The organism is Shewanella sp. 553, from assembly GCF_059338375.1.
The window spans coordinates 467,845-491,602 of record NZ_CM181701.1; the positions used below are offsets into that span (position 1 = coordinate 467,845).

Consider the following 23,758-nt stretch of genomic DNA (forward strand, 5'->3'; position numbering starts at 1 on the left):
TTTTACTATTAAATTCAGTCTGATAGATTAAGTATTGGCCAACAAAAGCCATCAAGATGAATGGGGGATTAAATCTTCAGGCTACAGGTGTAAGTCATTTTTGCTTACTGGTATAATGCCGCCACTGAAATCACAGGAGTATGTTGTGCTGTTAATCTTCAGATCATTGATCTTGGCTATTATGTTATTACTGGCGTTTGTATTTGGTGGCTTGTACTGCTTATTGCGTCCGCGTCATCGAGATAATGTACACCTGTTCGCTACCATTTTTTCTTGGGCGGCGCCCATATTGGGTGTCAAAGTGGTGTTGCGTAAATCAAAAGCGCCAATATCAGAGCCTTGTATCTATTTAGCCAATCATCAAAACAACTTTGATATGTTTACCCACACGGCAGCAGTGCCGAAGGGGACGGTGAGTTTGGGTAAAAAGAGCCTAGCGTGGATCCCCTTTTTTGGGCAGATCTATTGGTTGTCGGGCAATATTTTAATCGATCGTAAAAACCGTAATCGTGCCTTTGAAACTATGGCACAAACGGCGCAGAAAATTAAAGAGAAGTGCCTATCTGTGTGGATTTTCCCCGAAGGCACACGCTCACGCGGTAAAGGGTTGTTACCTTTTAAATCCGGTGCGTTTCATACCGCCATTGAAGCCGGTGTCGCTATGGTGCCAGTGCTGGCGTCCAATCAAGAACACATCAAACTTAACCGCTGGAATAATGGCGTGGTGATTATTGAGATGATGGATCCGATTGAGACTAAAGGGCTTGCTAAGGCGCAAGTAAAAGAGCTTTCAAGTCGTATTCATGCCATGATGGCGGAAAAGTTAACCCAGTTAAACCAAGAAGCTGCGGCTCTTATGGCTAAAAAAGCCGTTTAACTCAGCCTAATTATTGTTTATTTCGGAGTGATCCATGTCTACAGAACGTCAGTTACAGGAACAGAAACAAGAGAATCAAGAGATCGTTGAGGCGATTCTTGCCGATGGTTCTGAGCCCGATGCTGAGTACACGATTGAGCACCATTTCTCAGCGACCAATTTTGATCGCCTAGAAAAGGCCGCCGTTGAAGCCTTTAAAATGGGTTATGAAGTTAACGATGCTGAAGAGATGGAACTCGATGATGGCTCGGTTATCTTCTGCTTCGACGCCATTGCCTACCATAAGCTTGAAGTGGGATTGCTCGATAAAGCCTGTGAAGAGCTGATCTTGTTAGCGGCCAAGCAAAAAGTTGATTATGACGGCTGGGGCACCTACTTTATTGGTGACGAAATTGAAGAAGATGAAGAAGATGATGCGCGCTTTCATTAATTAGTCATTAGTCACGGCGCGTCTTGTGATAAAAAGCCCCAGTCTGTTAACGGAGATTGGGGCTTTTTAGTCACTAGTCTGTGGTCACTTATGGCTTAGTTCGCTTCGGCCTGAGGAGAGTAGATTTCGCTGCGGTTACGCCCAGCTTGTTTTGCTAGGTACAAGGCACTGTCGACACTGGCTAGCCACTGCGCGCTGTTATCAAACTCAGGTAGTATTTCGCAAATACCAATGCTGACGGTGACACTGATCTTGGCGTTTTCATAACGCATCAGTGAAGCGGCGATTTTTTCGCGAAACCGTTCGGCAAATTTCAGCGCATCTGCGGCGCTGGTGTTCGATAAGATCACCGAAAACTCCTCACCGCCATATCGGCCCGCACAATCGGTTTCACGCAATGATTGCTTTAATGTGTGCGACACATGTTGGATCACCTTGTCTCCGGCAATATGACCATAGGTATCGTTGATGCGTTTGAAATGATCGATATCGAACATCACTAAGGTGGTAGGCGAGCCATAACGTGAATGGCGCTCAAATTCATGCTGCATACACTGTTGCCAATGGCGACGGTTATGAAGTTGAGTTAAGCCGTCGGTTTGACTTAGGTGTTCAAGACGCTCATTGGCCGCTTTGAGTTGCAGACGGTTAATGGCAACATCGCTCACATCATAGATGATCATGCTGATGTGGGTTATCTGTCCCGTGAGCGAAGAAAGTGGCAGCAGGGTGACATTTTGGTACATAAAATCGGCGCGGCCAGTGATCGGTCGGTAGTTACTAAATTTAAACACATAGGGCCGCTGCTCCCAGCTGATAAAGGCCCGGTTTTTCAATAGAAACACCGACTCCATCTTCTGCTTTAACCAAGTGGCGGGTAGGTATTCAAATTGCTCGAACAGGTTGGCACCTTTTATCGAATTGGGCGAAATGCCGCTGTGGTTCTCCATGAAGCCGTTCCACAGTTGGATGTCGTAGTTTTGATCTAATACCACTAACCCCACCTCGATGGTTTGCACCATATCGATGAGCCAATGCAGTTCGTTCATTGCGCTTTTGTCATAGGTCATGGTGTTGTCCAACTAATCTAGCAAGTAGCCGAGCTTATAGTTAAGCGTCGGTAACGATTCTTCGGTGAATAACAGCAGCAGATCGCATTGAATATTGTGACCTTCGATACGGTAGTTGATCTCCATGGCTAGGGTTCTGGCCCACTTTTCGGCGTTATCATGGATAAGATCGTTCACTGTGCAATGTCTGCCAAGCACCACTGGATGGCTCTGGCTAAATTTCATGTGTAGCTGTTCGGAGATCCCGTTAAGAAACGCACCGATAAGCACGTTACCGGTATCGATCATCACTTCAATTTCGGTATTGGCATCTTCAGGGTTGGCCAGCCCCATCAATTTGGCCATGTCTTGGAATGAGGAGTCGTGAAACAGTAAAAGGGCTTCGCCGGCAATACCCGCACCAATAAATCCTTGGCATAGCGCTGAGATGGTGCCGTTTTCTTCGGTCGCCTTGAGCGTCATGGTCAGCTCACTGACCTCAAGCACGTTAACATTGGGGATCGGCAATAACACAAACACATCGAGTAATTTAGCCAATAGATCGGCTGCGCGTCCCATGGCGACGTTAGCGACTTCTTGGCAAGCGTCCCTAAGATCGACTTCGATCATTGGGCTGTTATTAGCTGCATCACTTTTGGCTATGGTTAAAATGCCATACTCTTGCAAAATATGGCTGATGGCCTCGGCGCTTACCGGTTTTTGAATAAAATCCAGCGCGCCTAAAGCTTTGACTCGCTCATGGGCCTTAATCTGAATGTCACCAGACACCACGACAACCAAAGCGGGAAGATCTTCCTTTTGAATGACCTCCAGCACCTCGTAACCGTCCATTACCGGCATGTTAAGGTCAAGAAATACCACTTCACCTTTACCGGCTCTAATGGCTTCTATGCCCTCGGCGCCGTTGGCGGCAAAGTGGATCTCCACATCCCATTCTTTTGGGAGTGTTCGTGCCATCTGCTTTCTTGCGAGTGCTGAGTCATCGCATATAAGTACTGGTATCGACATGCTAGTTATAACATCCTAATCTGCCCTTCTATTGAAGATTACACTAAATTAGTGAGCTGGGTTGCCAAATGCACTAATTGCAGGGAGTTGGGGCAGTTTTTATTGGTTCATCCTAGAAACCCTAGGAGCGCTATATTTGGCGCGATAATTAAAGAAGACTCAAGCGGTCATCAATGCGTTTCAGGGTTCACACCTTGTTTTTAGCGACAATTCGTCACGATAAAGGTCGCAAACACTACTGGGTAATCATTATCGATCATTTTGATTTAAAAAAGAAATCAAAGCGTCATTTTTTTGGCGCTCATCAAGGAAAACGCATTTTGTTATCTGTTCTAGATAAATGTATCAACTGTGTTAGCATTCTGGTGTGGACAGACCAGTAGGTTTTTAGGAGTAAAGGAATGCAGCACCCATATGTCAATTTGACCCTCGACTCAGGCATCGCGATTGTCGAATTACACCGCCCAGAAAAATACAATGCGCTTAATTATGCCATGTTTACCTCCATCAGGTACGTGCAGCAACAAATCGCCAAAGATCCCAGTGTGCGCTGCGTTATTTTAACGGGCAGTGGCGGCAACTTTAGCTCGGGTCTCGATGTGGCCAGCGTGATGAAAGCACCCAAGCAAGCGCTCAAGCTGCTGTTTAAGTGGCTGCCTGGCAACGCCAATTTAGCCCAGCAAGTGTCCATAGGTTGGCGTCGGTTACCTGTGCCGGTGATCTGCGTGTTAGAGGGGATCTGCTATGGCGGTGGACTACAAATCGCCCTGGGAGCCGATATGCGTATTGCCAGTCCTGAGTGTCGTTTATCTATCATGGAAGCCAAATGGGGCTTAGTGCCCGATATGGCCGGCTTGGTCGGTCTTCGAGAGTTAGTATCAAAAGATGTCGCCATGCTACTGACCATGACGGCCGATGTGATAGAGGCCAAGCAAGCCCATGAGTACGGCCTACTGACTCACGTGTGTGAGCAGCCCATGGCACAGGCTCAGGCCTTGGCGGCCAAGTTATGCGATACCTCGCCAGATGCCAACGCAGCCATTAAGTGCAGTATTAATACTAATTGGCGGGCCAGTGAACGCAGTTTGTTACGGCGTGAAACCTTTAGTCAGATAGCCTTGCTGCTGGGGAAGAATCGGTTGATCGCGGCGATTAGGCAGACGAAAGATCCTGAGCGTCCTTATCGCCATCGGCAGCCTTGGTGGTAGCACTTGCTAGTATCACACTTGCAGTGCGACATAACATGAGCCAGTGATGCTATGTCACGCCTCTTGTGCTTACTGCAGACGTCTGCGTGGAAGGCGGTTACTATACAGCTAATTTTATTGTGTTTTAGGAATGATAGATGAGACTGCTATTTGAACGTTTTCTCTGGAATAGCCGCCTGACGGTGATCGTCGGCGTTTTTGCCTGTGTGGTCGCCGCGTTTGCGGTGTTTATCATGGGCATTAAAGATATGCTGCATATGCTCGAATTACTGTATGCCTATGTCATCACTGGGAGTTTAGATATCCGTAATGACTTGGTGATGGTGGTGGTTGAGATTTTGGACACCTTCTTGCTTGGCTCTGTATTACTGATTTTTGCCTTTGGGCTTTATGAGTTGTTTATCAGTAACTTGCAGGCTGCTGAAGACAGTGTCGCTGGCGGAAAAATCTTAGTGATCAGCAGTATCGATTCATTGAAGAGCAAGCTGGGTAAAGTCATTTTGATGATGTTGATCATCAAGGTGTTTTCTTACTTTAGCGAAATGAAACCCACCTCCATGCTGGAGCTGCTCTATATGGGCATCATAGTGGTATTGGTGGCATTGGCGTTAATGCTCAGTAAAGATAAAAAGTAACTCAGCGCTAGCGTATCGTTACGGATAGGCTTTTGCGATGCGCCGTGCAAAGCCATCGATCAGCACTAAGGTATTTTGCCACGCGTTGGCTTGGTCTAAGTTGAGTGCCAGTGGCTGCTGTTGATAACGTAGCGGCTGGTTTTGCGGCGACAGCGCCCGTCGCTCAGCTGCGGTGGCGATGGCGTTGGGCGTAGCGTCTGGCGACAAAATATCTAATACCGGAATGGTCAGCTGTGCCAGTTGCTCTGCTAACTGGGCATTGTCTTGTGCTGGTGTAAGGTAGGGATTGATCACCACCAACAGATCTGGCTTGGGCAATGTGCCAGCATATAGCAGTTGGATCACTAAGCCTGCGCCCTGCTCGGTAGCGATTAACATGCGTTTACCTGGATAGGGCTCCCCTAAGGCATCGAGCCGATCCATTGTTTGAATTAACTGATTATTCTGCTTTTGTCTGAGACTTTGCCATTCATCAGGGCTTAGATGGGGCAGGGGCTGCGTGGCCTTGAGTGCCAGCTGCTGCTCTCCAGCCTTATGGATCTCCTCTGCATCCGTCTTGTGGTTAATCGCTGGCGCAGCTTGTGGCGCGCTCAAACTGATGGTGGCCCAGCCTTTGTCATTAAGGTGGCGTCGCAGATAGGCGGTCACGCCGCTCGGATCGGCATGCTGCCCCAAATCGGCTAATAAAATCGCCGCACCATATTGATGATGGCCACGCCAGCTGCGCACCAATGCCTGGCTGGTTTGCTCGCCCAAATCAAGCTGTGTGACTTCATTCGCGGGCAAATAGTCATAGCTAGGTTGCGCGCCTTGGCTGGATACGCTGACGAACAAAAAAGAGCCAACCCATAGTAATAGGCCACATTTAATAACCGATCTCATAGACACCTTAGCCTGAATCATTTGCCGGCGAGCATCATCGCATTTTTACGGTGTAAATTAAAACTGTGTCTTGTGCTGAAATGTGTTCAAACATCGCCATGCTTGTTGGGTAGCAAGCCTAGGGCCTGTTGATCTTTGCTGAACCCTTCGGGCAGCGTTTGTTGGTCATTTCTACTGCGTTGTCAGCTTTTTATGTAGAATAACTACACCACAAAGCTTCTGCCTTGTATAAATACCCAACAATTGGCTGCAAAAATAACCTTGAAAGATCAACAGGCCCTAGGATACAGCATAAAAAAACGCTGGATGAGCATGTCAAACCAGCGTTTTGTTATCGTGTCAGCTTACCCTATCTGGGTTAAGCGTGGCTCACCAACACCAAGCGCACGGCATCGAGTTGCAATAAACAACCATCTAAATAGCCATTAAGCTCACTCATCTGTGATTTAAGGTGCTCAAGCTCCTCATCACGGATGTTAGGGTTAACGGCCTTGAGCGATTCGAGGCGCTCAAGTTCGGCAGTTAGCTGACTGGTCATTTTGGCTCTGGCGCTATCGGCCAGCAGTTTAAGTTCGGCCTCGGCGTAGGTTTCACCCTTAGCAAACAAGGGGTGCAATATGGTTTGCGAGGCATTGACCAGTTTACTGGCAATGTGACGATTCACCGCACTCAGTTGTTTGTCGAAGCTTTCATAGCTGACATTATCAGACAGATTGTTGCCATTTTTATCCAGCAAAATACGCACTGGCGTTGGCGGCATATAGCGATACAACTGGCTCGATTTTGGCGCCGATGCATCTGCCATATAGATAAGCTCTAAGAAAATAGTCCCCGCAGGTAGCGCCTTGTTTTTCAAGATAGCCACGCTGGTGGTGCCCGTTTCTGAAGAGGTGATCAAATCCAGCCCGGTCTGCACTAACGGATGCTCTTGGGTTATCAGCGCAATATCATCGCGTGACAGCGCCATCTCGCGATCGAAAGTTACCGTGATGCCATCTTCTGGTAGGCCTGGGTAGGTGGGGAACATCATGTGCTCACTGGGGCGCAGCACAATGGCGTTGTCGCCGCTGTCTTCCTGCTCAACACCTATGATGTCCCATAGGCGAATAACTGAGCCGATCAGTTGAGTATCTTGGTCACGCGCCGCTAAACTTTCAACCAATTTCTTGGCTTTTTCACCGCCATGAGAGTTGATCTCTAGCAGTTTGTCACGGCCCTGTTCCATGGCTTTTTTCAGCTCCTTATAACGCGTTTGCGTATGGTTAAGTAGCTGAGTAAATTGGTCTTCATCTTGATAAACCAGCTGGGTAAGCAGCTCTTGTGAAAACTCATTAAACAGAATATGGCCAATAGGACAGGTTTGTTCGAATGCGTTTAACCCTTTGTGGTACCAATGCATCAGGCTCTCTTGAGCGGTGCGCTCAAGGTAAGGCAGATGGATTTCGACATCGTTAGCCTGCCCAATACGGTCGAGACGGCCAATACGCTGCTCGAGTAGATCGGGGTTAAGCGGCAGATCAAACAACACCAGATGGCTAGCAAACTGGAAGTTACGTCCTTCTGAGCCTATTTCGGAGCAGATCAAGGCCTGGGCTCCGCCAGTTTCTTGAGCAAAGTAGGCGCCGGCTTTATCGCGTTCAATAATCGACATGCCTTCATGGAATACGGTCGCCTGAATACCTTCACGGGTGCGCAGCGCCTCTTCAAGGCTAAGGGCGGTTTCGGCTTGGCTGGCGATGATCAGCACTTTTTTACTGCGATGACTTTTAAGGAAATCGATTAACCAATCGACGCGCGGATCAAATTTCCACCAACTGGCGCTATCACTCTCGAAGGCCTGATACATTTTTTCAGGGCTAAGGGCTTGTTTGACCTTGTTGTTAAGATCGCTTTGGCCACCCATCATGGCTGACACTCTTGCCGCGGTCACATATTGCTCTGGCATGCTCTGTGGGTGAGCATGGAAAATACGTGTCGGGAAGCCTTTGACCGAGGCGCGGCTGTTGCGGTATAGCACTCGGCCGGTGCCGTGACGGTCGAGCAGCTCTTGCAATAACTCTTCACGTGCCGCTTGGCGTTGGTCGGCATCGAGGCTTTCATCTTCGATAAGGCGCAGGGCTGGGGTGATATCTTTTTCGCTTAACAGCTCGGTTAAGCTCGCCACTGCATCATCGGAGAGTTTCACCCCTTTGCTCAGTTGGTCGGCTGCGGTCGCAACCTCTTTGTAGCTGGCTTCTTCGTTAAGGAAGGCTTGATAATCGTAAAAACGATCGGGATCGAGCAGGCGTAAACGGGCAAAGTGACTCTGATGACCGAGTTGATCTGGAGTCGCGGTCAGCAGTAATACACCTGGCACCACTTCACTGAGGGCTTCGACAACGCGATAAGCGCGGCTTGGCGCCTCTTCGGTCCATTCTAAATGATGGGCTTCATCGACCACCATTAAGTCCCAATCGGCGTCTAAGGCTTGTTCTAAGCGTTTCTTTTTACGCAGCAGCTCTAAAGAGCAGATCACCAGCTGTTCGGTGTAAAAAGGGTTGTCGTTATCGGCGTATGCTTCGACACATCTGTCTTCATCAAACACTGAGAAGCGCAAATTAAAGCGGCGCAGCATCTCGACCAACCATTGATGGCGCAAGGTATCGGGCACGATCACTAAGATGCGCTCGGCGCGACCGGTGAGTAGTTGCTGGTGGATGATAAGGCCAGCTTCGATGGTTTTACCTAAGCCCACTTCATCGGCCAGTAAGACACGCGGCGCAAAACGTTGCCCCACTTCATGGGCTATCCATTGCTGGTGCGGGATCAATCCTACACGTGGGCCTTGTAGGCCAAGCAGATCTGAGGTGGCCAGCTTATGGCGTAACAGTTGGCTTTGGTAGCGCACGCCAAAACGGTCAAGGCGATCGATTTGGCCAGCAAAGAGTCTATCTTGCGGCTTATTAAAGCGAATATTGTGATTGAGCAGGGTTTCTCGCAGGCTCACCTGTTCACCGGTTTCGCTATGGATACCGTGGTAGATGATCAGCTGGTTTTTCTCTTCGAGTTCGCTAACCGTTAAGCTCCACCCTTCGTGACTCTCAATCGTGTCGCCTGGATTATAAATTACACGCGTTAAGGGCGCGTCAGCCCGTGAGAACATCCGGTTTTCATCTGTGGCAGGAAACATGACGGTGACCATACGGTCTTCTAATCCAACAACAGTACCTAAACCAAGTTCTGATTCGGTATCACTAATCCAACGTTGACCTAAGGAAAAGGGCATTACAAATTCTCATCTACAGGGTGAATCACGAAAGGGCGCGTATGTTATCCAATCGGGACTATGATGTCGAACATAAATGCCCCGTCGCGCCTCAGCTAAAAGCCTAATGGCTATCTGGTGAGATTACAAATTGTGCGATCGTTTTTTATGCTGCAGGCTTTGTCATCTTAGTGTCATCAATGGCGATCACGCTTAGGCGTGATGAGATAGGCGCTGCGGGGTAAATTATCGATTGATGCCTCAAGATTTTGGTGTCAGTATGAAGTGACATCGGCGCTTTTTTGGTCGGTAAAATCTAGCCTACTTATCACAGGAGATACTCATTATCGCAGTATGTGCTTAGCCTAAATTAACCCCAACGCACAAGTGGAGGCGCCCATGGAACAAGACGACAAGAAGTTGTTTGTACTGGATACCAATGTGTTACTGCATGAACCTTTAGCCATTTATTCGTTTAAAGAGCATGATGTAGTTGTCCCCATGACCGTTCTGGAAGAGCTAGACCAGATCAAAGACAGAAAGCGTGATGTGAGCCGAGATGCTCGAGTCGCCATCAGGGCGCTAGAAGATATTCTCGGTGGGCAAACCACCCCTGAGCAGATTGTACAAGGGGTTGCGTTACCTAAACGCGAAGGTCATGGAGACGCCGTTGGTTCACTCTCTATTTTCCCCGACCATCAATTGCAATCTACCCAAGTATCGCTGCCTGGCGATCACAACGATAACCGCATTATTAATACCGCATTACACCTGCAAAATCTCCACCATCCTCGAAAAGTGGTGCTGGTCACCAAAGATATCAATATGCGCCTTAAGGCCAAAGGCGCGGGTATTATGTTGGTGGAAGATTATCGTACCGATCAGCTGATCGATGATATTCGCTTTCTCACCAAAGGCTTTCATCAATTCGATGGCGATTTTTGGGCTCGTAAAGAGCATGTCGGCACCGAGATCCAAGGGCGCCATACGGTTCATAGTGTACCGCTTTGTGAAGTAGGTGATGAAAATTACTATGTTAATCAATATCTTATCGATGAGGGGTCTAATTTTTGTGGTCGAGTACTGCGTAATGATGGCAAGGAGTTGGAGATCCTCGATCTGGGACGCGAGCGCTTATTGCACCTCGATGCTTGGGGGATCAAACCGAAAAATATCTACCAAGGCATGGCGCTGCAAGCCTTGCTCGATCCCGATATCGATCTGGTGATCTTAACTGGCCCCGCCGGTTGTGGTAAGACGCTGCTGGCGATGGCGGCAGCACTGGAGATGGTGGTAGAACGCGGTTTATATGACAAGGTGATTGTTACCCGTAATACGCCTGAAATTGCCGAATCGATAGGCTTTTTACCGGGTACCGAGGAGGAGAAAATGGCGCCGTGGCTTGCAGCTATTACCGATACCCTCGAGGTGCTGCATAAAAATGATGTCAACCCCAGCGGTAGCATGAATTACATCATGGATAAGGCCAATATCCAATTTAAATCGATTAACTTTATGCGCGGACGGTCGATTCAAAACTCGGTGGTATTACTCGATGAGTGTCAAAACCTAACCGCATCACAAATTAAAACCATGATCACTCGGATGGGCGAAGGGACTAAGTTGATTTGCAGCGGTAACTTAGCTCAAATTGATTCTAACTACTTAACGGCAGTGACCTCTGGATTAACCTATATTGTGGAGCGCTTTAAAAACTTTGATGGCAGTGCCAACGTCTACCTTAATGGTGTGGTGCGTTCGCGTCTGGCCGAGTTTGCTGAGGAAAATTTATAATCCCAGCAGGCTGAAATAGTGTATGAGGGGGCAAGTGCGCCGAGCCAGTCGATGCATTTCGCCCCTTTATGCAGACTTTGGACCCTCGAGATCAGTTTGCTATTACAACGGCTTAGGTTCCTGATATTATAGGCACAATCTTCAGTGTCATCATTGCGCCCAATGATGGCATGAGTTTGTTATCAAAGGTAACTCATGAAACCGACTGAACCCGACTTACAGCTGAAGTCGCCGATCCAGAAAAATTATAATCGCGCTGTGTTTTACACCTACATAGGTGTGATTATTATGGCGTTGCTGACGGCGTGGGTGTTCTTTGAGCGGCAAAAGACCCAGATGATGACCCAGCGCGAAGAGTTAGTCGAGCGTCATGTGTTGCAAATCGACCTGCTGTTAGAGTCGAGTATTCGGGCGGTAAAGAGTCTCAGAAATGTTGCAGTGGATCACCTGAAGCTCGGTGAGTTGGTACGTACCGAGCGGCTACCCCAATATGAAAAATTTAATGAAAGTGGCCAATTTTTTACCCTAGAACCCAGTTACGCTAAAAGCGGTAAGCCATTTACCAATATGGGCCGTATTACTGGCGCAGGTTCGCTCGAGGGGCGCAGCGATAAGTTTTATCAAGAGCTGGAAATGTTGTTCGAACTTTCTTTGTCATTTCCGGTGGCGACCGAAGCCGCCCCCAAAGCATCCTCAGTATATTACATCTCTAAGCACCGAATGATGTCCTATTACCCTTGGCCTTCTGATGAGCAGCGCTTTCGGGATGAACTATTAAATAAACAGCAGTTTCAACTTGTTACGCCAGCAATGAATCCTCAGCGCAGTGTGGCGTGGAGCCCAGGCTATGTCGAGACCAATGGTAAGGGATTATTGACTACCGTTGGAGTGCCGGTGTACCTCGAAGATGAGTTTATCGGCTCAATCAACTTAGACATGACCTTATCGTCGCTCGATAAACAGATCCGCCTCTATTTTAAGATGCCGGGTACGGTAATTTTGCTCGATCAGCAAAACAATATCCTGTCTCACAGTGATATCAATAATGACGATATCAATCGGGTGTACCACATCAGTCAAAAGATCCCTTCGGCGCTGCATTCGGTGCCAGAGTCTGAGCTGTTTGACGCCCATGATGGCATTATGCGCAATGGGTACTATATCCATTCGGTGGCACTGCAAAATGCGCCGTGGCGCTTATTGTACCTGCAAGATCACAACGAGCTGTTTAAAGATTCGTGGGAAAAGTTAGAGCTGACGTTTTTGTTGGTGGTGATCGCCTTGTCGGTGCTGGTGACCATAGTGCATTGGCAGACGCGGCGCTCGTTTGTTAATCCTGCATCTCGTTTATTAAGCCATCTCGAAGGCTGCTCGCAAGAGCCGCGCAAGCCGCCAGAGAAGATCACCCCAGGCTGGGAGCCTTGGTTCCAGTTGGTGAGCCGTATTTTTGAAGAGAACCAACAATATACTCGCCACCTCGCCGAGCAAAATCGTCGTCTCGATAACTTGGTGGCACGGCGCACGGCGCGATTGAAAGAGACCACAGAGCGGCGCGAGCGCGAGTACGCTTTACTGCGCTCCTTGTTAGATTCGATCCCCGAAGCGATTGTCTTTAAAGACAAAGAAGGTAAGTACCTTGGCTGTAACAAGTCTGCCGAGCGGATGCTGGGCTATACCGAAAGTGAGATGATAGGCCAAGACTCGCAGACAATGACCTCAAGCGAGCAGTCCATTCGTATTCGGGCCGAAGATGAGCGCGTGTTGTCGGAACGTATGCCGCTACGTTATCAAGAAAAAGTGGAGCTGGCGGGTAAGCCGGTACTGCTCGATACCCTTAAAATCCCCTTTTACAACCGCCGTGGTGAGCTGCTGGGCTTGATTGCCGTGTGGCGCGATGTGACACGCGAATATGAATCGGCAGAGCAGCTGCGCTTATCTGAAGAGCGTTACCATCTGGCGATGGATGCGGTAGAAGATGGTCTGTGGGATTGGTATTTGGACTCGGAGCAGATCATCTGTAATCCGGCTTACTATTCGATGTTAGGTTATGAAACTAATGAGTTTCCCGCTTTAGTCTCGACCATTGACGAGCTGATCCATCCAGACGATCGCATCCGCGTCGAAGAGTATCGCAATGAGTACTTAGCCAATCCGGTTGGCGCCTACGATATTGAGTTTAGAATGCGCGGTAAGAGCGGCATGTATCACTGGGTGTTAAGCCGAGGTCGGGTAGTGGAATACACTAGCGACAATCAGCCCAAGCGCATGGTGGGCACGCATAAAGACATTACTCGACATAAGAGTAATGAGGTGGCGCTGCTGGAAGCTAAGCAAGATGCTGAATCGGCCAACCTGTACAAGAGTGAGTTTTTGGCCAATATGAGCCACGAGATCCGCACGCCCATGAATGCCATTATCGGTATGTTGCAATTGGCGAGCCGCACCTCATTAACGCCACAGCAGGCCGATTATCTTGATAAAGCCAGTTTCTCGGCGCAATCCTTACTGCGGATCATCAACGATATTCTCGATTTCTCTAAGATTGAGGCTGGTAAACTTGAGCTAGAAAGAGTCGCCTTCCCGCTGGATAAGGTGCTGGATCACGCACTGGATCTCAATGCGCTCAATGCCCAAGAAAAAGGGGTCGAGCTGCTGCTGTACGCCCCCGTCACGGCGGGGCTTATTTTAGAGGGCGATCCGCTGCGCCTAGGGCAGGTGCTGGTGAACATGCTCAGCAATGCGGTTAAATTTACCCAAAGCGGTGAAATTGAACTGGGTTGCGAAGATGTGGGCGAGCGCGATCATCGTATCACCCTTAAGTTTTGGGTGCGCGACACCGGTATCGGCATCAGCAAAGAGCAGCAAGAGAGCCTGTTTGATGCCTTTGCACAGGCCGATGGGTCGACCACGCGTAAATATGGCGGCACCGGATTAGGCTTATCCATCAGTAAGCATTTAGTCTCTATGATGGGCGGCACCATGCAGGTGCAAAGTGAGCTTGGAGTCGGCAGTATCTTTAGCTTTACCATCAGCTTCGAGATCGCCGCTGAGGCAGAGGTTAAGCCTTTGGTGGTGCCCGAGGTACTGGGTAATTTAAAAACCTTGGTGGTCGATGACAACCCTACGGCGTTACAGATCTATTCCAGCGCCCTGCGTGATTTCCACTTTAGTGTCGAGACCGCCTCTAGCGGCGCCGAGGCCTTGTATAAGCTCGAGCGTGATCCGGTCGATCTGCTACTCGTGGATTGGATGATGCCCGAAATGGACGGCGTGGAAGTGGTCAGAGAACTCGACATCATGGTCGCCGATGGCCGATTGCCTAAACGGCCGGTGATCATCATGATGACCGCTTATGCCTCAGATCCATTAAAAGAGGATTTGGATGAACTTAAGATTTACGCCATGCTGCAAAAGCCGTTTAAGGCATCGGCATTGTTCGATGAGATCATCGGTGCCTTTATCGACCAGCCTAAATTGGCTCCGCCACCTGAGCCGCCTAAGCTGGGCAATAATCAAGCCTCTGGGGTGATCCTTCTGGTTGAAGATAACTTTATAAACCAGCAGGTGGCGACAGAACTGCTGAAGAGTGCGGGTTATGAAGTGGATGTGGCCGAAAATGGTCAGCTGGCGATAGAACGGGTTGAGCAGCGCCGTTATGATGCGGTGCTGATGGACATTCAGATGCCAGTGATGGATGGGTTAACTGCCACTAAGTTGCTACGCGAGCGTTATTCGGCGCAGCAGTTACCTATTATCGCCATGACCGCCCATGCGATGTCGGGCGATCGCGAAAAAAGCTTAGCGGCAGGTATGAACGCGCATATTACTAAGCCCATCGTGCTTAATGAGTTGTTCGACACCTTAGCCCATTGGATCAATCAACCGCAGTAGTGCCGTTAACGGCAGCTTGTTAACCCAGCGGAAACCCATAATGGAGAAGCGTACTTTGCCAGTACGCCAATAACAGGAGATAAAATGAAGCCCTCAACATTAGCGCTGGCCGTGGTATTGGCTCTAGCGCCAGCGGTCAATGTCATGGCTGCAACGGATAACAGCGCCAACCTGATCAAAAAGAGTCAGGCGGCTAATGGCTTTATTAATTTCTACTATGAGCAAGATTCTGGCGAACTCTATCTCGAAGCTAACCGACTCGAGCAGCCCTTTTTACTCATCACCAGTTTGCCCCATGGTGTCGGCTCCAATGAAATAGGGCTAGATCGCGGCCAACTGGGTGCTACGCGCATGGTGCAGTTTGAGCGCCATGGCCCTTATTTGATTTTAAAGCAGCTCAACACCGATTACCGCGCTGAGACCGAGGATCAAGCGGAGGTGCGCGCGGTTAACGAAGCCTTTGCCGAGTCGGTGCTGTGGCGCGGCAAAGTAGTACCTGGTAAGCGTCCTTTGGTGGCGGTAAGCGAGCTGCTGTTAAGCGATCTGCACGGCATTAGCAGCACCCTTAAAGAGACGCAGCAGGGGGATTATCGCCTGGACACTGGCAAATCACTGGTGTTACCCCAAGGGGTGAAGTCGTTTGAGCAAAATAGTGATGTCGATGTGTTACTCACCTTTACTGGCGCCAAAGCGGGCAGCCAAGTGGCAAAGGTGACACCCGATGCGCACCACCTGTCTATTCGTTTGCGTTACTCGTTTGTCGCCTTACCAGACAACGACTATCGCCCACGAGCTTATCATCCGATGAGCGGTTATTTGTCAGATGCTTATCTCGACTATGCGGCCGATGTCGATAGAGATATCGTCAAGCGTCATCTGTTACGCCACCGCCTAGAGAAAAAGATCCCCGGTGATGCCCCATCGGAAGTGGTTAAACCCATCACCTATTATCTCGACCCTGGTGTGCCAGAGCCTATTCGCTCGGCGTTACTCGATGGGGCGCGTTGGTGGCAAGATGCCTTTACCGAGGCGGGCTTTATTGATGGCTTTAAGGTTGAGCTGTTACCAGAAGATGCCGATCCGCAAGATATACGCTACAACGTGATCCAATGGGTGCACCGCGCGACGCGTGGTTGGTCGTACGGCAGCGCCATTACTGATCCGCGTACCGGTGAAATCATCAAAGGGCATGTCACACTGGGAAGCCAGCGGGTGCGACAAGATCACCTGATTGCCCGCGGACTCACCGCCGGTTGGCCTGATAGGGCCAGCGCAGAAGAAGCCAGTATGGCGCTGTCATTAGCCCGGATTCGTCAGTTAGCGGCCCATGAAGTGGGCCACACCTTGGGGCTTGACCATAACTTTGCCGCATCGACTAACGACAATGCCTCGGTTATGGATTATCCCCATCCAAAGATCACCCTCAATGGCGATAACATTGAGATTAGTCAGCCCTACGGTGAGGGAATAGGGCCCTGGGACAGGTACACCATAGCCTATGGTTATGGCCAGTATAGTGAGTCCAATCAGGCCAGTAAGTTGGCGGCGCTGATGAGCGATGTCGAGCGCCAAGGGCTGCGTTATATTGGTGAAGCAGATTCACGCGGCCAAAACGCCAGCAATGCCTATGCCAGCTTATGGGACAATGGTAACGATCCCGTGGCCGAGCTTAACCGTCTTGCTGCGGTGCGTAGCAAGGCGATTGAGCAGTTTTGTCATCAGGCCTTGTTAGCTGGGCAGCCCTTTGGTGAGCTACGCGATGCTTTTGTCCCCATCTACCTATTAACCCGTTATCAAATTACCGCCGCAGCGAAGTTTATTGGCGGCACAGATTATCACTATGGGTCTTCTGAGCTGGGTCAAAGCTGGCATTATTTAGCCCCCGCATTGCAACAAGAAGCCTTAGACAGTCTGTTACAGACCCTAAGCATGGACGCACTGCGCGTACCATCAGAGGTGATAGAGCAGCTTGTGCCTAAGTCGGGCAATTACCGCGCCACGCGCGAGAGTTTCCAAGGGGCTAACGGGGTAGTGATTGATCCGATTGGTATGGCCGAGGTGCTGAGCCGCCATGTGGCCCAAGCCTTGTTGTCGCCTTGGCGGCTTAATCGCGTCAGTCAGGCCTATTTGGCCGATAAAGAACAGCTATCAGTGATTAATTTGGTCGACCGATTACTGGGCGTGACCGCCTATAGCGATAGCCCATCGGGTGCTGATCTTGGTGTATGGATGCGCGTCAATGCGGTGGTCTTTGATGAGCTATTAGCCAGTTATCATAACGAACAGACCGCGCCCGAGGTGCAGGCCTTACTCTATGATCGTTTGCAATATGCACTTAAGCAGTTAAGCCGTAAGGTGAAACGCAGCAGCGATTTTGAAGCCGCGCATTTTGAATGGCTCAGACAAGGGGTTGAGCAAGGGTTGTTAGATGCCAAGGTGAGGTTAATTAAGCAGCCGCTGAGCTTGCCGCCAGGCTCACCCATTTAAGGGCCTCTGACGTTGAGGGGGAGTGTTGCAGTGCTAAGCTTTCGGCCCTGATGGCGCAATATATCTTCGCGCCATCAAGCCTGAGAAAAAGCGCAAACAGTCTCGCCATCTCCTGGTATCATCTAGGGTCGATGGCGAGCCGTTAATTGTGGCTTATCCCGCGATTGGGGTATCACCAGTGCGAATGTTTTCCATGCTTTTAATTAGCATATAAATACAGGTGGTAATTAAACAGCCACCCAAGTAAAACACCACACCATGGGTCGCATCAGACAAGTTTGCCGCCAATATTGGGCCTAACACAGAGCCGACACTGTAGCTCAGTAACATCACTTCGGTGGCCGACACGATTTTCGCCATAGGTAACAGATCGCACGCTAAGGTGATCGCAATTGGGTAGAGCGCGAAGCTGCATGCGCCTAACACCAGGTAACTTATCACCAAAGGCACAAAGCTGCTTGCTTGTAATATCCCGAGCACTGCCGTCGCGCCAATAAGACAAAACATCGCCATCAACAGGCTCTTACCGATCCGCGTCGACAAGTAGCTCACCAACGGCTGTACTAGCATACCGCCTAAAATGATGCTGGCCATCAATGCGCCTGTATGTTCAGCCTGCTCTGGTTGGTTGGCAATATACATAGGCATTAAGCCATAAATGGGCCCCAATAATAGACCCGATGCTAAGCAGCCCAGCATGGCCGGACGACTCAAGGATTTTATCTCTTTTAAGGGCAGCTTTTGCTGGTGCTGGCTCTCAGGCTGCCCAGAGGTAATTAACAAGGGCGCTAAAATAGCCAAAAACAGCAAGGCGATAACAAACAGGTACGGCGCTGCGCCTGTGGTTCCTAGTGGATCTATGGCTAATTGTCCCACGGCACTACCGCCATATAACGAAGTCATATAGATGCCAAGGCGTTTGGCTCGCGCCTTAGGCGTGCTGGCCATTAGCAACCATGACTCGACTACCACAAATACGCCTGCGACGGCGATACCGGCAATAAAGCGTGCCGCTAACCAAAACTCGGCGCTAGGGATCAACAGCTGGGTAATAACACTGGCGATCAATAACCCCAGAAACAGGATAAAAGCCAGGCGATGGCCAATTTTGGCCACCACGCGCTCAATACTCGTCGCGCCAATGAGCAGGCCGAGATAGAACACACTGGCTAACCAAGGGGCCAGAGCGACATCCAATTCAAATGCCGTTAGCGACAGTGGAATTAGGCTCATCAAAAAACCCGAGGCTATAGCAAAAAAAGACAGCCCAATGACAGGTGCTGCAGGATTGTTCGATTTGCAGCTAGCAGCGCATTCTACCATTAGAACCTCCGAGTTTAATGTGATAAATAGCCACTTGAATGCCAATATGGTTGTTGGTGGTTATTTGTTACTGTTTAATTTGGCGGCGAATGTAGGGCGCTTCGATGACGAAGTAAAGTTAATTTTTATCAATGATGAAAATTTAACTTAAAATTGCTGTTTGGAGCAGGTTTATTGAGCGTAAAGGTCAAGCACTTTGCTATCTAATGATGTTTTATTGTTAATTTATTAACGCTTATTTTGAGGGGTTTACTTGCTGTATATCGCCGTAGATGGTGATAAAAAGTGTTAATAAACTCGTTTTGATGTGGATGTTGGTAGCAAAAGGCTTAAAGTGAGGGTTTAAGCGGCTTGTTGTGGTAACCAGCCGCTTAGGGAAAGGTTGGTTTATGCTATTTGCAGCGCCACCATTTTGAGCGGGTGGTTGCCATCAAAAGAGGGGAAGTCACTGTGGCAAGCTAACCAAGTGGCGTGGCTGATCTTACGTCCCTGTTTTTCGACGCAGCGGCTTAGGGCATCGAACCAAGTTTGACGGTCGACTTTAGCGACATTATTACAGCACACTATGGTGCCACCACTTTTAGTGGCCAGCATGGCGGGTTTAAACAGGCTTTGATAGTCGTTAATCAGATCCACTGTGCCAAAGGGGCTCTTGGCAAATCTTGGTGGGTCGAGAAACACTAAATCAAATTGTGTTTGCGGCAATTTAGGGTAGTTAGGCAATTTTTGATTGCGTCGTCCGCCCACTGGCATCCCCGCGAGCTGACGCATGGCCGGGAAGGCATCACTTTGTACAAACTCACATACCGCTTCAACGCCGTTGAGCTGGGCATTTTTACGTCCAGCGGCCAAGGCAAACGAGGAGAAATCCACATTCATTACACGGCTGGCGCCGCCAACGGCGGCCGCAGTACCAATACCGCAAGTATAAGAAAACAGGTTTAATACGGTTTTATCTCGGCTATTGGCGTGTACATATTCACGGCCGGCGCGCATATCGAGAAACAGTAGCGGATCTTGTCCTTCGTGACGCAGCTTGTTGGTGAAATGGATACCGTTTTCCTGCATCTGCTGTTCGGTATTGGCAAAGGCTTCTAATGTGTCGTCAAGCGGGTTGAGAATACGCGAGTTTTTGTTGGAGCGATCGTTATAGATCACCACAAGCGGGTCAATTTGGCTTAAGGCGGCGCGGATCTGATTGAGCTCATTATCGCTTAAGGTTTGATGAAACGTTTGGATTAACCAAGCATTGCCGTAGCGGTCGATATTGAGGCCGTTAATGCCCTCGACTGTGCCATGAAATACCCGAAAACAATTAGTATTATTAGTTTTTGCGTCAGCAATCAACTGCGCTCGTTGGTGTAGCGCCTTGGCTAACAAATCGTTGATTGACATAGCTTGGGGATCCGTATTCGATGGTATGCTTGAGCAAAGCGGCAATGATAGCAAATATCGCGAATAAGCGGGCGATAATCTTATCGTCAAGGCAAGGCTATGACGGAGGGGGGAGCAATGAAGGTGGTGTTAATTCATGGCATTTTTAACACGGGCCATGTGATGGCTTGGATGCGTAATAAGTTAACGGCGCATGGGCATGAGTGTTTTGCGCCTACACTGGCGCCCTTTGATGGCCGCCACGGCATAGAGCACGCCGCGCAGCAACTGAAACAAGCAATTGAGCAGCGTTTTGGCACCGACGATAACATAGTGCTGGTGGGGTTTAGTATGGGCGGCATCGTGGCCCGCTATTATCTGCAGATACTTGGTGGCGCGGCGCGCACCGAGGCGTTATTTTCTATCTCATCACCACATCAAGGCAGTTACTTGGCTTTTCTACCTTACCCCTCTAAAGGGATGCGGCAGTTGCGGCCTAATAGCGAGTTGCTAAAGTTGCTCGACGAAGTGCAGCAACCCATTGCCAATATGCCGCTCTACTCCTATCGTACGCCGCTGGATCTGACCATAGTGCCGAGCCGAAGTTCTCACTGGCCGCTGGCGATAAATAAAGTCTTTAAGGTGCCATTGCACCTATCGATGATCTTTAGCCAGCGGGTGGTCGATGAGATTATAGCCATGCTAGTTCTGCTGTCTAAAGGTGGACAAACGGCGACGTAGTGTCGGCAAAGCCTCTAGCGAACAAAGGATTAATCCGCTCCAGATCAGGGCAAAGCTCACCGCCTTCACCTGATCAAAATGTTCATTAAAGACCAGCACGGCTAACAGAAAGTGCATGGTTGGCTCGATATATTGCATTAAGCCAATCATCGATAGACTGGTGGCTCGAATGGCGAGCGCAAAGAAGATAAGCGGCAGCAGAGTGACTGGCGCCGAACCAATATAAAGCAGTAGTTGGGTGGTTGAGCCTGACAAGGCACTGCTTTGATCGGTAAATATCAGCCAAATTAAGTAGATTGCCGCTATGGGAGCCAATAGCGCCGCTTCGATAGTGACTGAGGTGAGCGAGTCAAAGTGAATAAATTTTTTACACAGGCCGTAAAGGGCAAAGAAACCGCCCATCAATAATGCCAGCCAAGGTAGCTCACCGTAGTGAAATACCATGTAGCTGATGCCTGCAATCCCCAATATCACTGCCCACTTTTGTGCTTGTGACAGTTTATCGCCGAGAAACAGTACGCCCAAGGCAATAGCGAACAGTGGATTAATAAAAAAGCCTAAACTGGCGGCGAGCACCTGACCATGGGTGATGGCCCAAGTAAAACTGTACCAAGATATGCACATGATCAGCGACGCCAGGCCACATAAGGCGATCGATCGCTTATGCGCCATTAATTGCTGTATGGATGGCAAAGGCTTACGCAGTATAATAAAGGCTAACAGCATAAAGGGCACCGAGAAGAGTAGCCTGATGGCCAGCATCTCATTGATATCGGCATTAGGCAGGTATTGATAGTAAAGCGGTAATAGTCCCCAAAGTAAAAAAGAGACGAGCGCCAAGGCGTTGCCTTCAAAGGTGGTGCGAGTTGAGCTGTGCATAATATTCCGGCGTGTTGAGCTTATCTGTGGTGAAAAATGGCTAATATTGACGCGGCGGATTCTCGCATTGGTGCTATACATTAACTGTGATATGAGTCACTATTTTGATGGTGTCATGATAGCAAGTCACGGGTTAAGACTAAGGTGCTAAAACGTGAAAGAGTGAGCCCATCTTGTGTTTAATGAGGTGATGAACACCAAGTCTTGGCCCCTTATGATTCGTTGTCTGGCTATTGTGCAGATGCTTCGCGGCAGGGAGCTGCGGCTTTGATTTGTAACAAGCTGTTAACCTGGCTGTTCTTTTGCCCGAGAGTCGGTAGATTAGTTAAGTTGATAATTAGGCAATGAAAGGAGCGAGTTTTACATGAACACAGCCCAAATCGGTTTGCGATGGTCACTTGCCATGATATTGCTGCTTGCTCTGTCTACAGCGCAGGGCGCATCGATCAGTAGCCGACTATCATTGTACTCGCACCATATAGACGCTGGGTTTCGCATTACCCATCCCATCCTAACGGTCAACTTGTTGCCAGATCCAGGTAAAGAGTTAGTCGCTATCGGTGTCGATGATAGGCATCAACGCTGGCTGGGGGTGTATGCGTTCGATACTGAAGTAAAACAATATCGTCAGCGGGTAAAGCAACCTCTACCTAATGCGCTGTTTGCGTTCGATATCTCACCTGATAACCTAGAAAATCCCGATGCCATACAAGCACTGTACTTTCTCTCTAGCGACCGTTTATGGAGATTACAGTGGCGTGACAGCCAAGTTGAATTTGTGCCATTAATGACGGTCGAGCCGCTGATCTTGAGCTCGCGAGTCGATTTTATCTCCCGTGGGCGCTTTGTACGCGATCTTAATCGTGATGGGCTGGATGACTTTATTATTAGCAGCTTTGAGCAGAGCGCACTATTGATACAGCAAGCCGATAAGCGCTACATCACTCAAATATTACCTATCCAGCCGCAGATGCTGTTGTATTTTGATGGTGCCAAGTATACCGAGGCTAGCCTCTATTTCGCCGATCTTAATCTTGACGGTCGCGATGATATTGTCAAGGTAGCTGAGGGCGAGTTTGAAGTGTATTACCAGCAAGATGATGGCCTGTTTACACCCTTACCCAATTACTTACCTGTGAGTTTGGCCATCAGCGGGCAAGATTGGTGGAGTAAACGTGATGCTTATGGTGAGGCGCTGGATCAAAGTAATTTAGTCTATCGAAAGGTCGAACATTTGGGCGACATTAACCATGATGGTCTGGCAGATATGGTGGTGCGCTATACCAAGAGTTCAGGAGTGCTGGATCGGGTTAACGATTATGAAATTTACCTAGGCAGTAAAATAAAAGACAAGCTGCAGTTTGCCAAGGTGCCTAGCAGTGTGATCCGCGCCGAGGGTACCTTAACGGGTTTTGAGCTGGTGGATATCGATAATGATAAGGTTGATGAAGTGCTGGTGTCGGGCTTCGATATTGGTGTGTCGCAGATCATCGGTGCGCTCGTGTCGGGGAGCATTGATCAAGATGTACACTTATTTAAAAGTGATGCCACTAGCCGCTTTGCCAGTAAACCTAATATTACCAAAGAGGTGGAGCTAAGCTTTAGTTTAACTTCGGGGCAAACGGGGCAACCTGTGGTGACTTTTGCCGATATTGACGGCGATGGCTATCAAGATCTCTTGCTCTCTGGTGGCGAGCAGGCACTCACGGTGTATTTAGGCGAGCCGAGTGACAGCCTGTTTAATCGCAACGATGAAACTCTTAAACTACAGCTGCCCCGCGATGGTGAGATGCTCAGCGTGAGCGATCTTAATCATGACGGGAAAGATGAGCTAATCATTAAATATGGCCGCGAAGACAGTCAGGCACTGCAACAGCAATTGATGGTGATTATGGCGCAATAGCCAGGGTTGAAC

At 49.2% G+C, this 23,758-nt stretch carries 17 protein-coding genes; 10 read left to right on the forward strand and 7 right to left on the reverse strand.

Annotation, left to right across the window (positions count from 1 at the left end; all coding sequences use genetic code 11):
• Positions 1-145: 145 nt before the first annotated feature.
• Both AC5YBZ_RS02200 and rraB read left to right on the forward strand, forming a co-directional pair.
• Entirely contained in the window at positions 146-877 is a 732-nt protein-coding gene (locus tag AC5YBZ_RS02200; protein WP_494520172.1) for a 1-acylglycerol-3-phosphate O-acyltransferase, read from the forward strand.
• 34 nt (positions 878-911) lie between these two features.
• Positions 912-1,307: a ribonuclease E inhibitor RraB gene (gene rraB, locus AC5YBZ_RS02205; RefSeq protein WP_494520171.1), complete on the forward strand. Its 396-nt coding sequence runs from the start codon at positions 912-914 to the stop codon at positions 1,305-1,307.
• 95 nt (positions 1,308-1,402) lie between these two features.
• Here rraB and AC5YBZ_RS02210 read toward each other — a convergent pair whose 3' ends face one another.
• Positions 1,403-2,377 carry a GGDEF domain-containing protein gene (locus AC5YBZ_RS02210; protein WP_494524292.1) on the reverse strand — a complete coding sequence of 325 codons (975 nt, stop codon included), beginning with the start codon at positions 2,375-2,377 and terminating at the stop codon, positions 1,403-1,405.
• Positions 2,378-2,389: 12 nt separating this feature from the next.
• Positions 2,390-3,385, reverse strand: a complete 996-nt coding sequence (locus tag AC5YBZ_RS02215; RefSeq protein WP_494520169.1) for a response regulator — start codon at positions 3,383-3,385, stop codon at positions 2,390-2,392.
• A 401-nt stretch (positions 3,386-3,786) separates the two neighbouring features.
• On the opposite strand from AC5YBZ_RS02215, the gene AC5YBZ_RS02220 reads away from it, so the two are divergent.
• Positions 3,787-4,593 carry a crotonase/enoyl-CoA hydratase family protein gene (locus AC5YBZ_RS02220; RefSeq protein WP_494520168.1) on the forward strand — a complete coding sequence of 269 codons (807 nt, stop codon included), beginning with the start codon at positions 3,787-3,789 and terminating at the stop codon, positions 4,591-4,593.
• Between the two features lie 137 nt (positions 4,594-4,730).
• Positions 4,731-5,228, forward strand: a complete 498-nt coding sequence (locus tag AC5YBZ_RS02225; RefSeq protein ID WP_494520167.1) for a YqhA family protein — start codon at positions 4,731-4,733, stop codon at positions 5,226-5,228.
• An 18-nt stretch (positions 5,229-5,246) separates the two neighbouring features.
• Here AC5YBZ_RS02225 and AC5YBZ_RS02230 read toward each other — a convergent pair whose 3' ends face one another.
• Positions 5,247-6,062 carry a DUF3530 family protein gene (locus tag AC5YBZ_RS02230; protein ID WP_494543373.1) on the reverse strand — a complete coding sequence of 272 codons (816 nt, stop codon included), beginning with the start codon at positions 6,060-6,062 and terminating at the stop codon, positions 5,247-5,249.
• A gap of 406 nt (positions 6,063-6,468) precedes the next feature.
• Entirely contained in the window at positions 6,469-9,375 is a 2,907-nt protein-coding gene (rapA, locus tag AC5YBZ_RS02235) for an RNA polymerase-associated protein RapA (protein ID WP_494520165.1), read from the reverse strand.
• A 378-nt stretch (positions 9,376-9,753) separates the two neighbouring features.
• Here rapA and AC5YBZ_RS02240 point away from each other — a divergent pair, with 378 nt between their 5' ends.
• The 3 genes from AC5YBZ_RS02240 to AC5YBZ_RS02250 all read left to right on the forward strand — a co-directional run bounded on the left by AC5YBZ_RS02240 (position 9,754) and on the right by AC5YBZ_RS02250 (position 17,526).
• The gene (locus tag AC5YBZ_RS02240; protein WP_494524294.1) at positions 9,754-11,148 is read left to right on the forward strand and encodes a PhoH family protein; all 1,395 of its coding nucleotides are present in this window, start codon (positions 9,754-9,756) and stop codon (positions 11,146-11,148) included.
• Positions 11,149-11,343: 195 nt separating this feature from the next.
• Entirely contained in the window at positions 11,344-15,039 is a 3,696-nt protein-coding gene (locus AC5YBZ_RS02245) for a response regulator (RefSeq protein WP_494520163.1), read from the forward strand.
• A gap of 84 nt (positions 15,040-15,123) precedes the next feature.
• A complete protein-coding gene (locus tag AC5YBZ_RS02250; protein WP_494543374.1) occupies positions 15,124-17,526 on the forward strand; it encodes a zinc-dependent metalloprotease in 2,403 nt (800 codons plus the stop codon).
• Between the two features lie 153 nt (positions 17,527-17,679).
• Here AC5YBZ_RS02250 and AC5YBZ_RS02255 read toward each other — a convergent pair whose 3' ends face one another.
• A complete protein-coding gene (locus AC5YBZ_RS02255; protein ID WP_494520161.1) occupies positions 17,680-18,849 on the reverse strand; it encodes an MFS transporter in 1,170 nt (389 codons plus the stop codon).
• On the opposite strand from AC5YBZ_RS02255, the gene AC5YBZ_RS02260 reads away from it, so the two are divergent.
• Positions 18,797-19,000, forward strand: a complete 204-nt coding sequence (locus AC5YBZ_RS02260) for a hypothetical protein (RefSeq protein WP_475517073.1) — start codon at positions 18,797-18,799, stop codon at positions 18,998-19,000. The two genes, AC5YBZ_RS02255 and AC5YBZ_RS02260, sit on opposite strands and share 53 nt — an antisense overlap.
• Positions 19,001-19,236: 236 nt before the next feature.
• Here AC5YBZ_RS02260 and AC5YBZ_RS02265 read toward each other — a convergent pair whose 3' ends face one another.
• A complete protein-coding gene (locus AC5YBZ_RS02265; RefSeq protein ID WP_494524295.1) occupies positions 19,237-20,244 on the reverse strand; it encodes a class I SAM-dependent rRNA methyltransferase in 1,008 nt (335 codons plus the stop codon).
• A 99-nt stretch (positions 20,245-20,343) separates the two neighbouring features.
• Here AC5YBZ_RS02265 and AC5YBZ_RS02270 point away from each other — a divergent pair, with 99 nt between their 5' ends.
• Positions 20,344-20,964, forward strand: a complete 621-nt coding sequence (locus AC5YBZ_RS02270; protein WP_494520159.1) for a lipase family alpha/beta hydrolase — start codon at positions 20,344-20,346, stop codon at positions 20,962-20,964.
• Here the strand turns inward: AC5YBZ_RS02270 and rarD are convergent.
• A complete protein-coding gene (rarD, locus tag AC5YBZ_RS02275) occupies positions 20,926-21,843 on the reverse strand; it encodes an EamA family transporter RarD (RefSeq protein WP_494524296.1) in 918 nt (305 codons plus the stop codon). The genes AC5YBZ_RS02270 and rarD overlap by 39 nt on opposite strands.
• A 364-nt stretch (positions 21,844-22,207) precedes the next feature.
• On the opposite strand from rarD, the gene AC5YBZ_RS02280 reads away from it, so the two are divergent.
• A complete protein-coding gene (locus tag AC5YBZ_RS02280) occupies positions 22,208-23,746 on the forward strand; it encodes an FG-GAP repeat domain-containing protein (protein ID WP_494520157.1) in 1,539 nt (512 codons plus the stop codon).
• The last annotated feature ends 12 nt before the right edge of the window (positions 23,747-23,758 follow it).

Excerpts from the sequence above, each read along its gene's own strand:
- rraB (WP_494520171.1), top strand. The coding sequence starts at position 912 with ATGTCTACAGAACGTCAGTTACAGGAACAGAAACAAGAGAATCAAGAG.
- AC5YBZ_RS02210 (WP_494524292.1), bottom strand. The coding sequence starts at position 2,377 with ATGACCTATGACAAAAGCGCAATGAACGAACTGCATTGGCTCATCGAT.
- AC5YBZ_RS02215 (WP_494520169.1), bottom strand. The coding sequence starts at position 3,385 with ATGTCGATACCAGTACTTATATGCGATGACTCAGCACTCGCAAGAAAG.
- AC5YBZ_RS02220 (WP_494520168.1), top strand. The coding sequence starts at position 3,787 with ATGCAGCACCCATATGTCAATTTGACCCTCGACTCAGGCATCGCGATT.
- AC5YBZ_RS02225 (WP_494520167.1), top strand. The coding sequence starts at position 4,731 with ATGAGACTGCTATTTGAACGTTTTCTCTGGAATAGCCGCCTGACGGTG.
- rapA (WP_494520165.1), bottom strand. The coding sequence starts at position 9,375 with ATGCCCTTTTCCTTAGGTCAACGTTGGATTAGTGATACCGAATCAGAA.
- AC5YBZ_RS02240 (WP_494524294.1), top strand. The coding sequence starts at position 9,754 with ATGGAACAAGACGACAAGAAGTTGTTTGTACTGGATACCAATGTGTTA.
- AC5YBZ_RS02245 (WP_494520163.1), top strand. The coding sequence starts at position 11,344 with ATGAAACCGACTGAACCCGACTTACAGCTGAAGTCGCCGATCCAGAAA.
- AC5YBZ_RS02250 (WP_494543374.1), top strand. The coding sequence starts at position 15,124 with ATGAAGCCCTCAACATTAGCGCTGGCCGTGGTATTGGCTCTAGCGCCA.
- AC5YBZ_RS02260 (WP_475517073.1), top strand. The coding sequence starts at position 18,797 with ATGACAGGTGCTGCAGGATTGTTCGATTTGCAGCTAGCAGCGCATTCT.
- AC5YBZ_RS02255 (WP_494520161.1), bottom strand. The coding sequence starts at position 18,849 with ATGGTAGAATGCGCTGCTAGCTGCAAATCGAACAATCCTGCAGCACCT.
- AC5YBZ_RS02265 (WP_494524295.1), bottom strand. The coding sequence starts at position 20,244 with ATGTCAATCAACGATTTGTTAGCCAAGGCGCTACACCAACGAGCGCAG.
- AC5YBZ_RS02270 (WP_494520159.1), top strand. The coding sequence starts at position 20,344 with ATGACGGAGGGGGGAGCAATGAAGGTGGTGTTAATTCATGGCATTTTT.
- rarD (WP_494524296.1), bottom strand. The coding sequence starts at position 21,843 with ATGCACAGCTCAACTCGCACCACCTTTGAAGGCAACGCCTTGGCGCTC.
- AC5YBZ_RS02280 (WP_494520157.1), top strand. The coding sequence starts at position 22,208 with ATGAACACAGCCCAAATCGGTTTGCGATGGTCACTTGCCATGATATTG.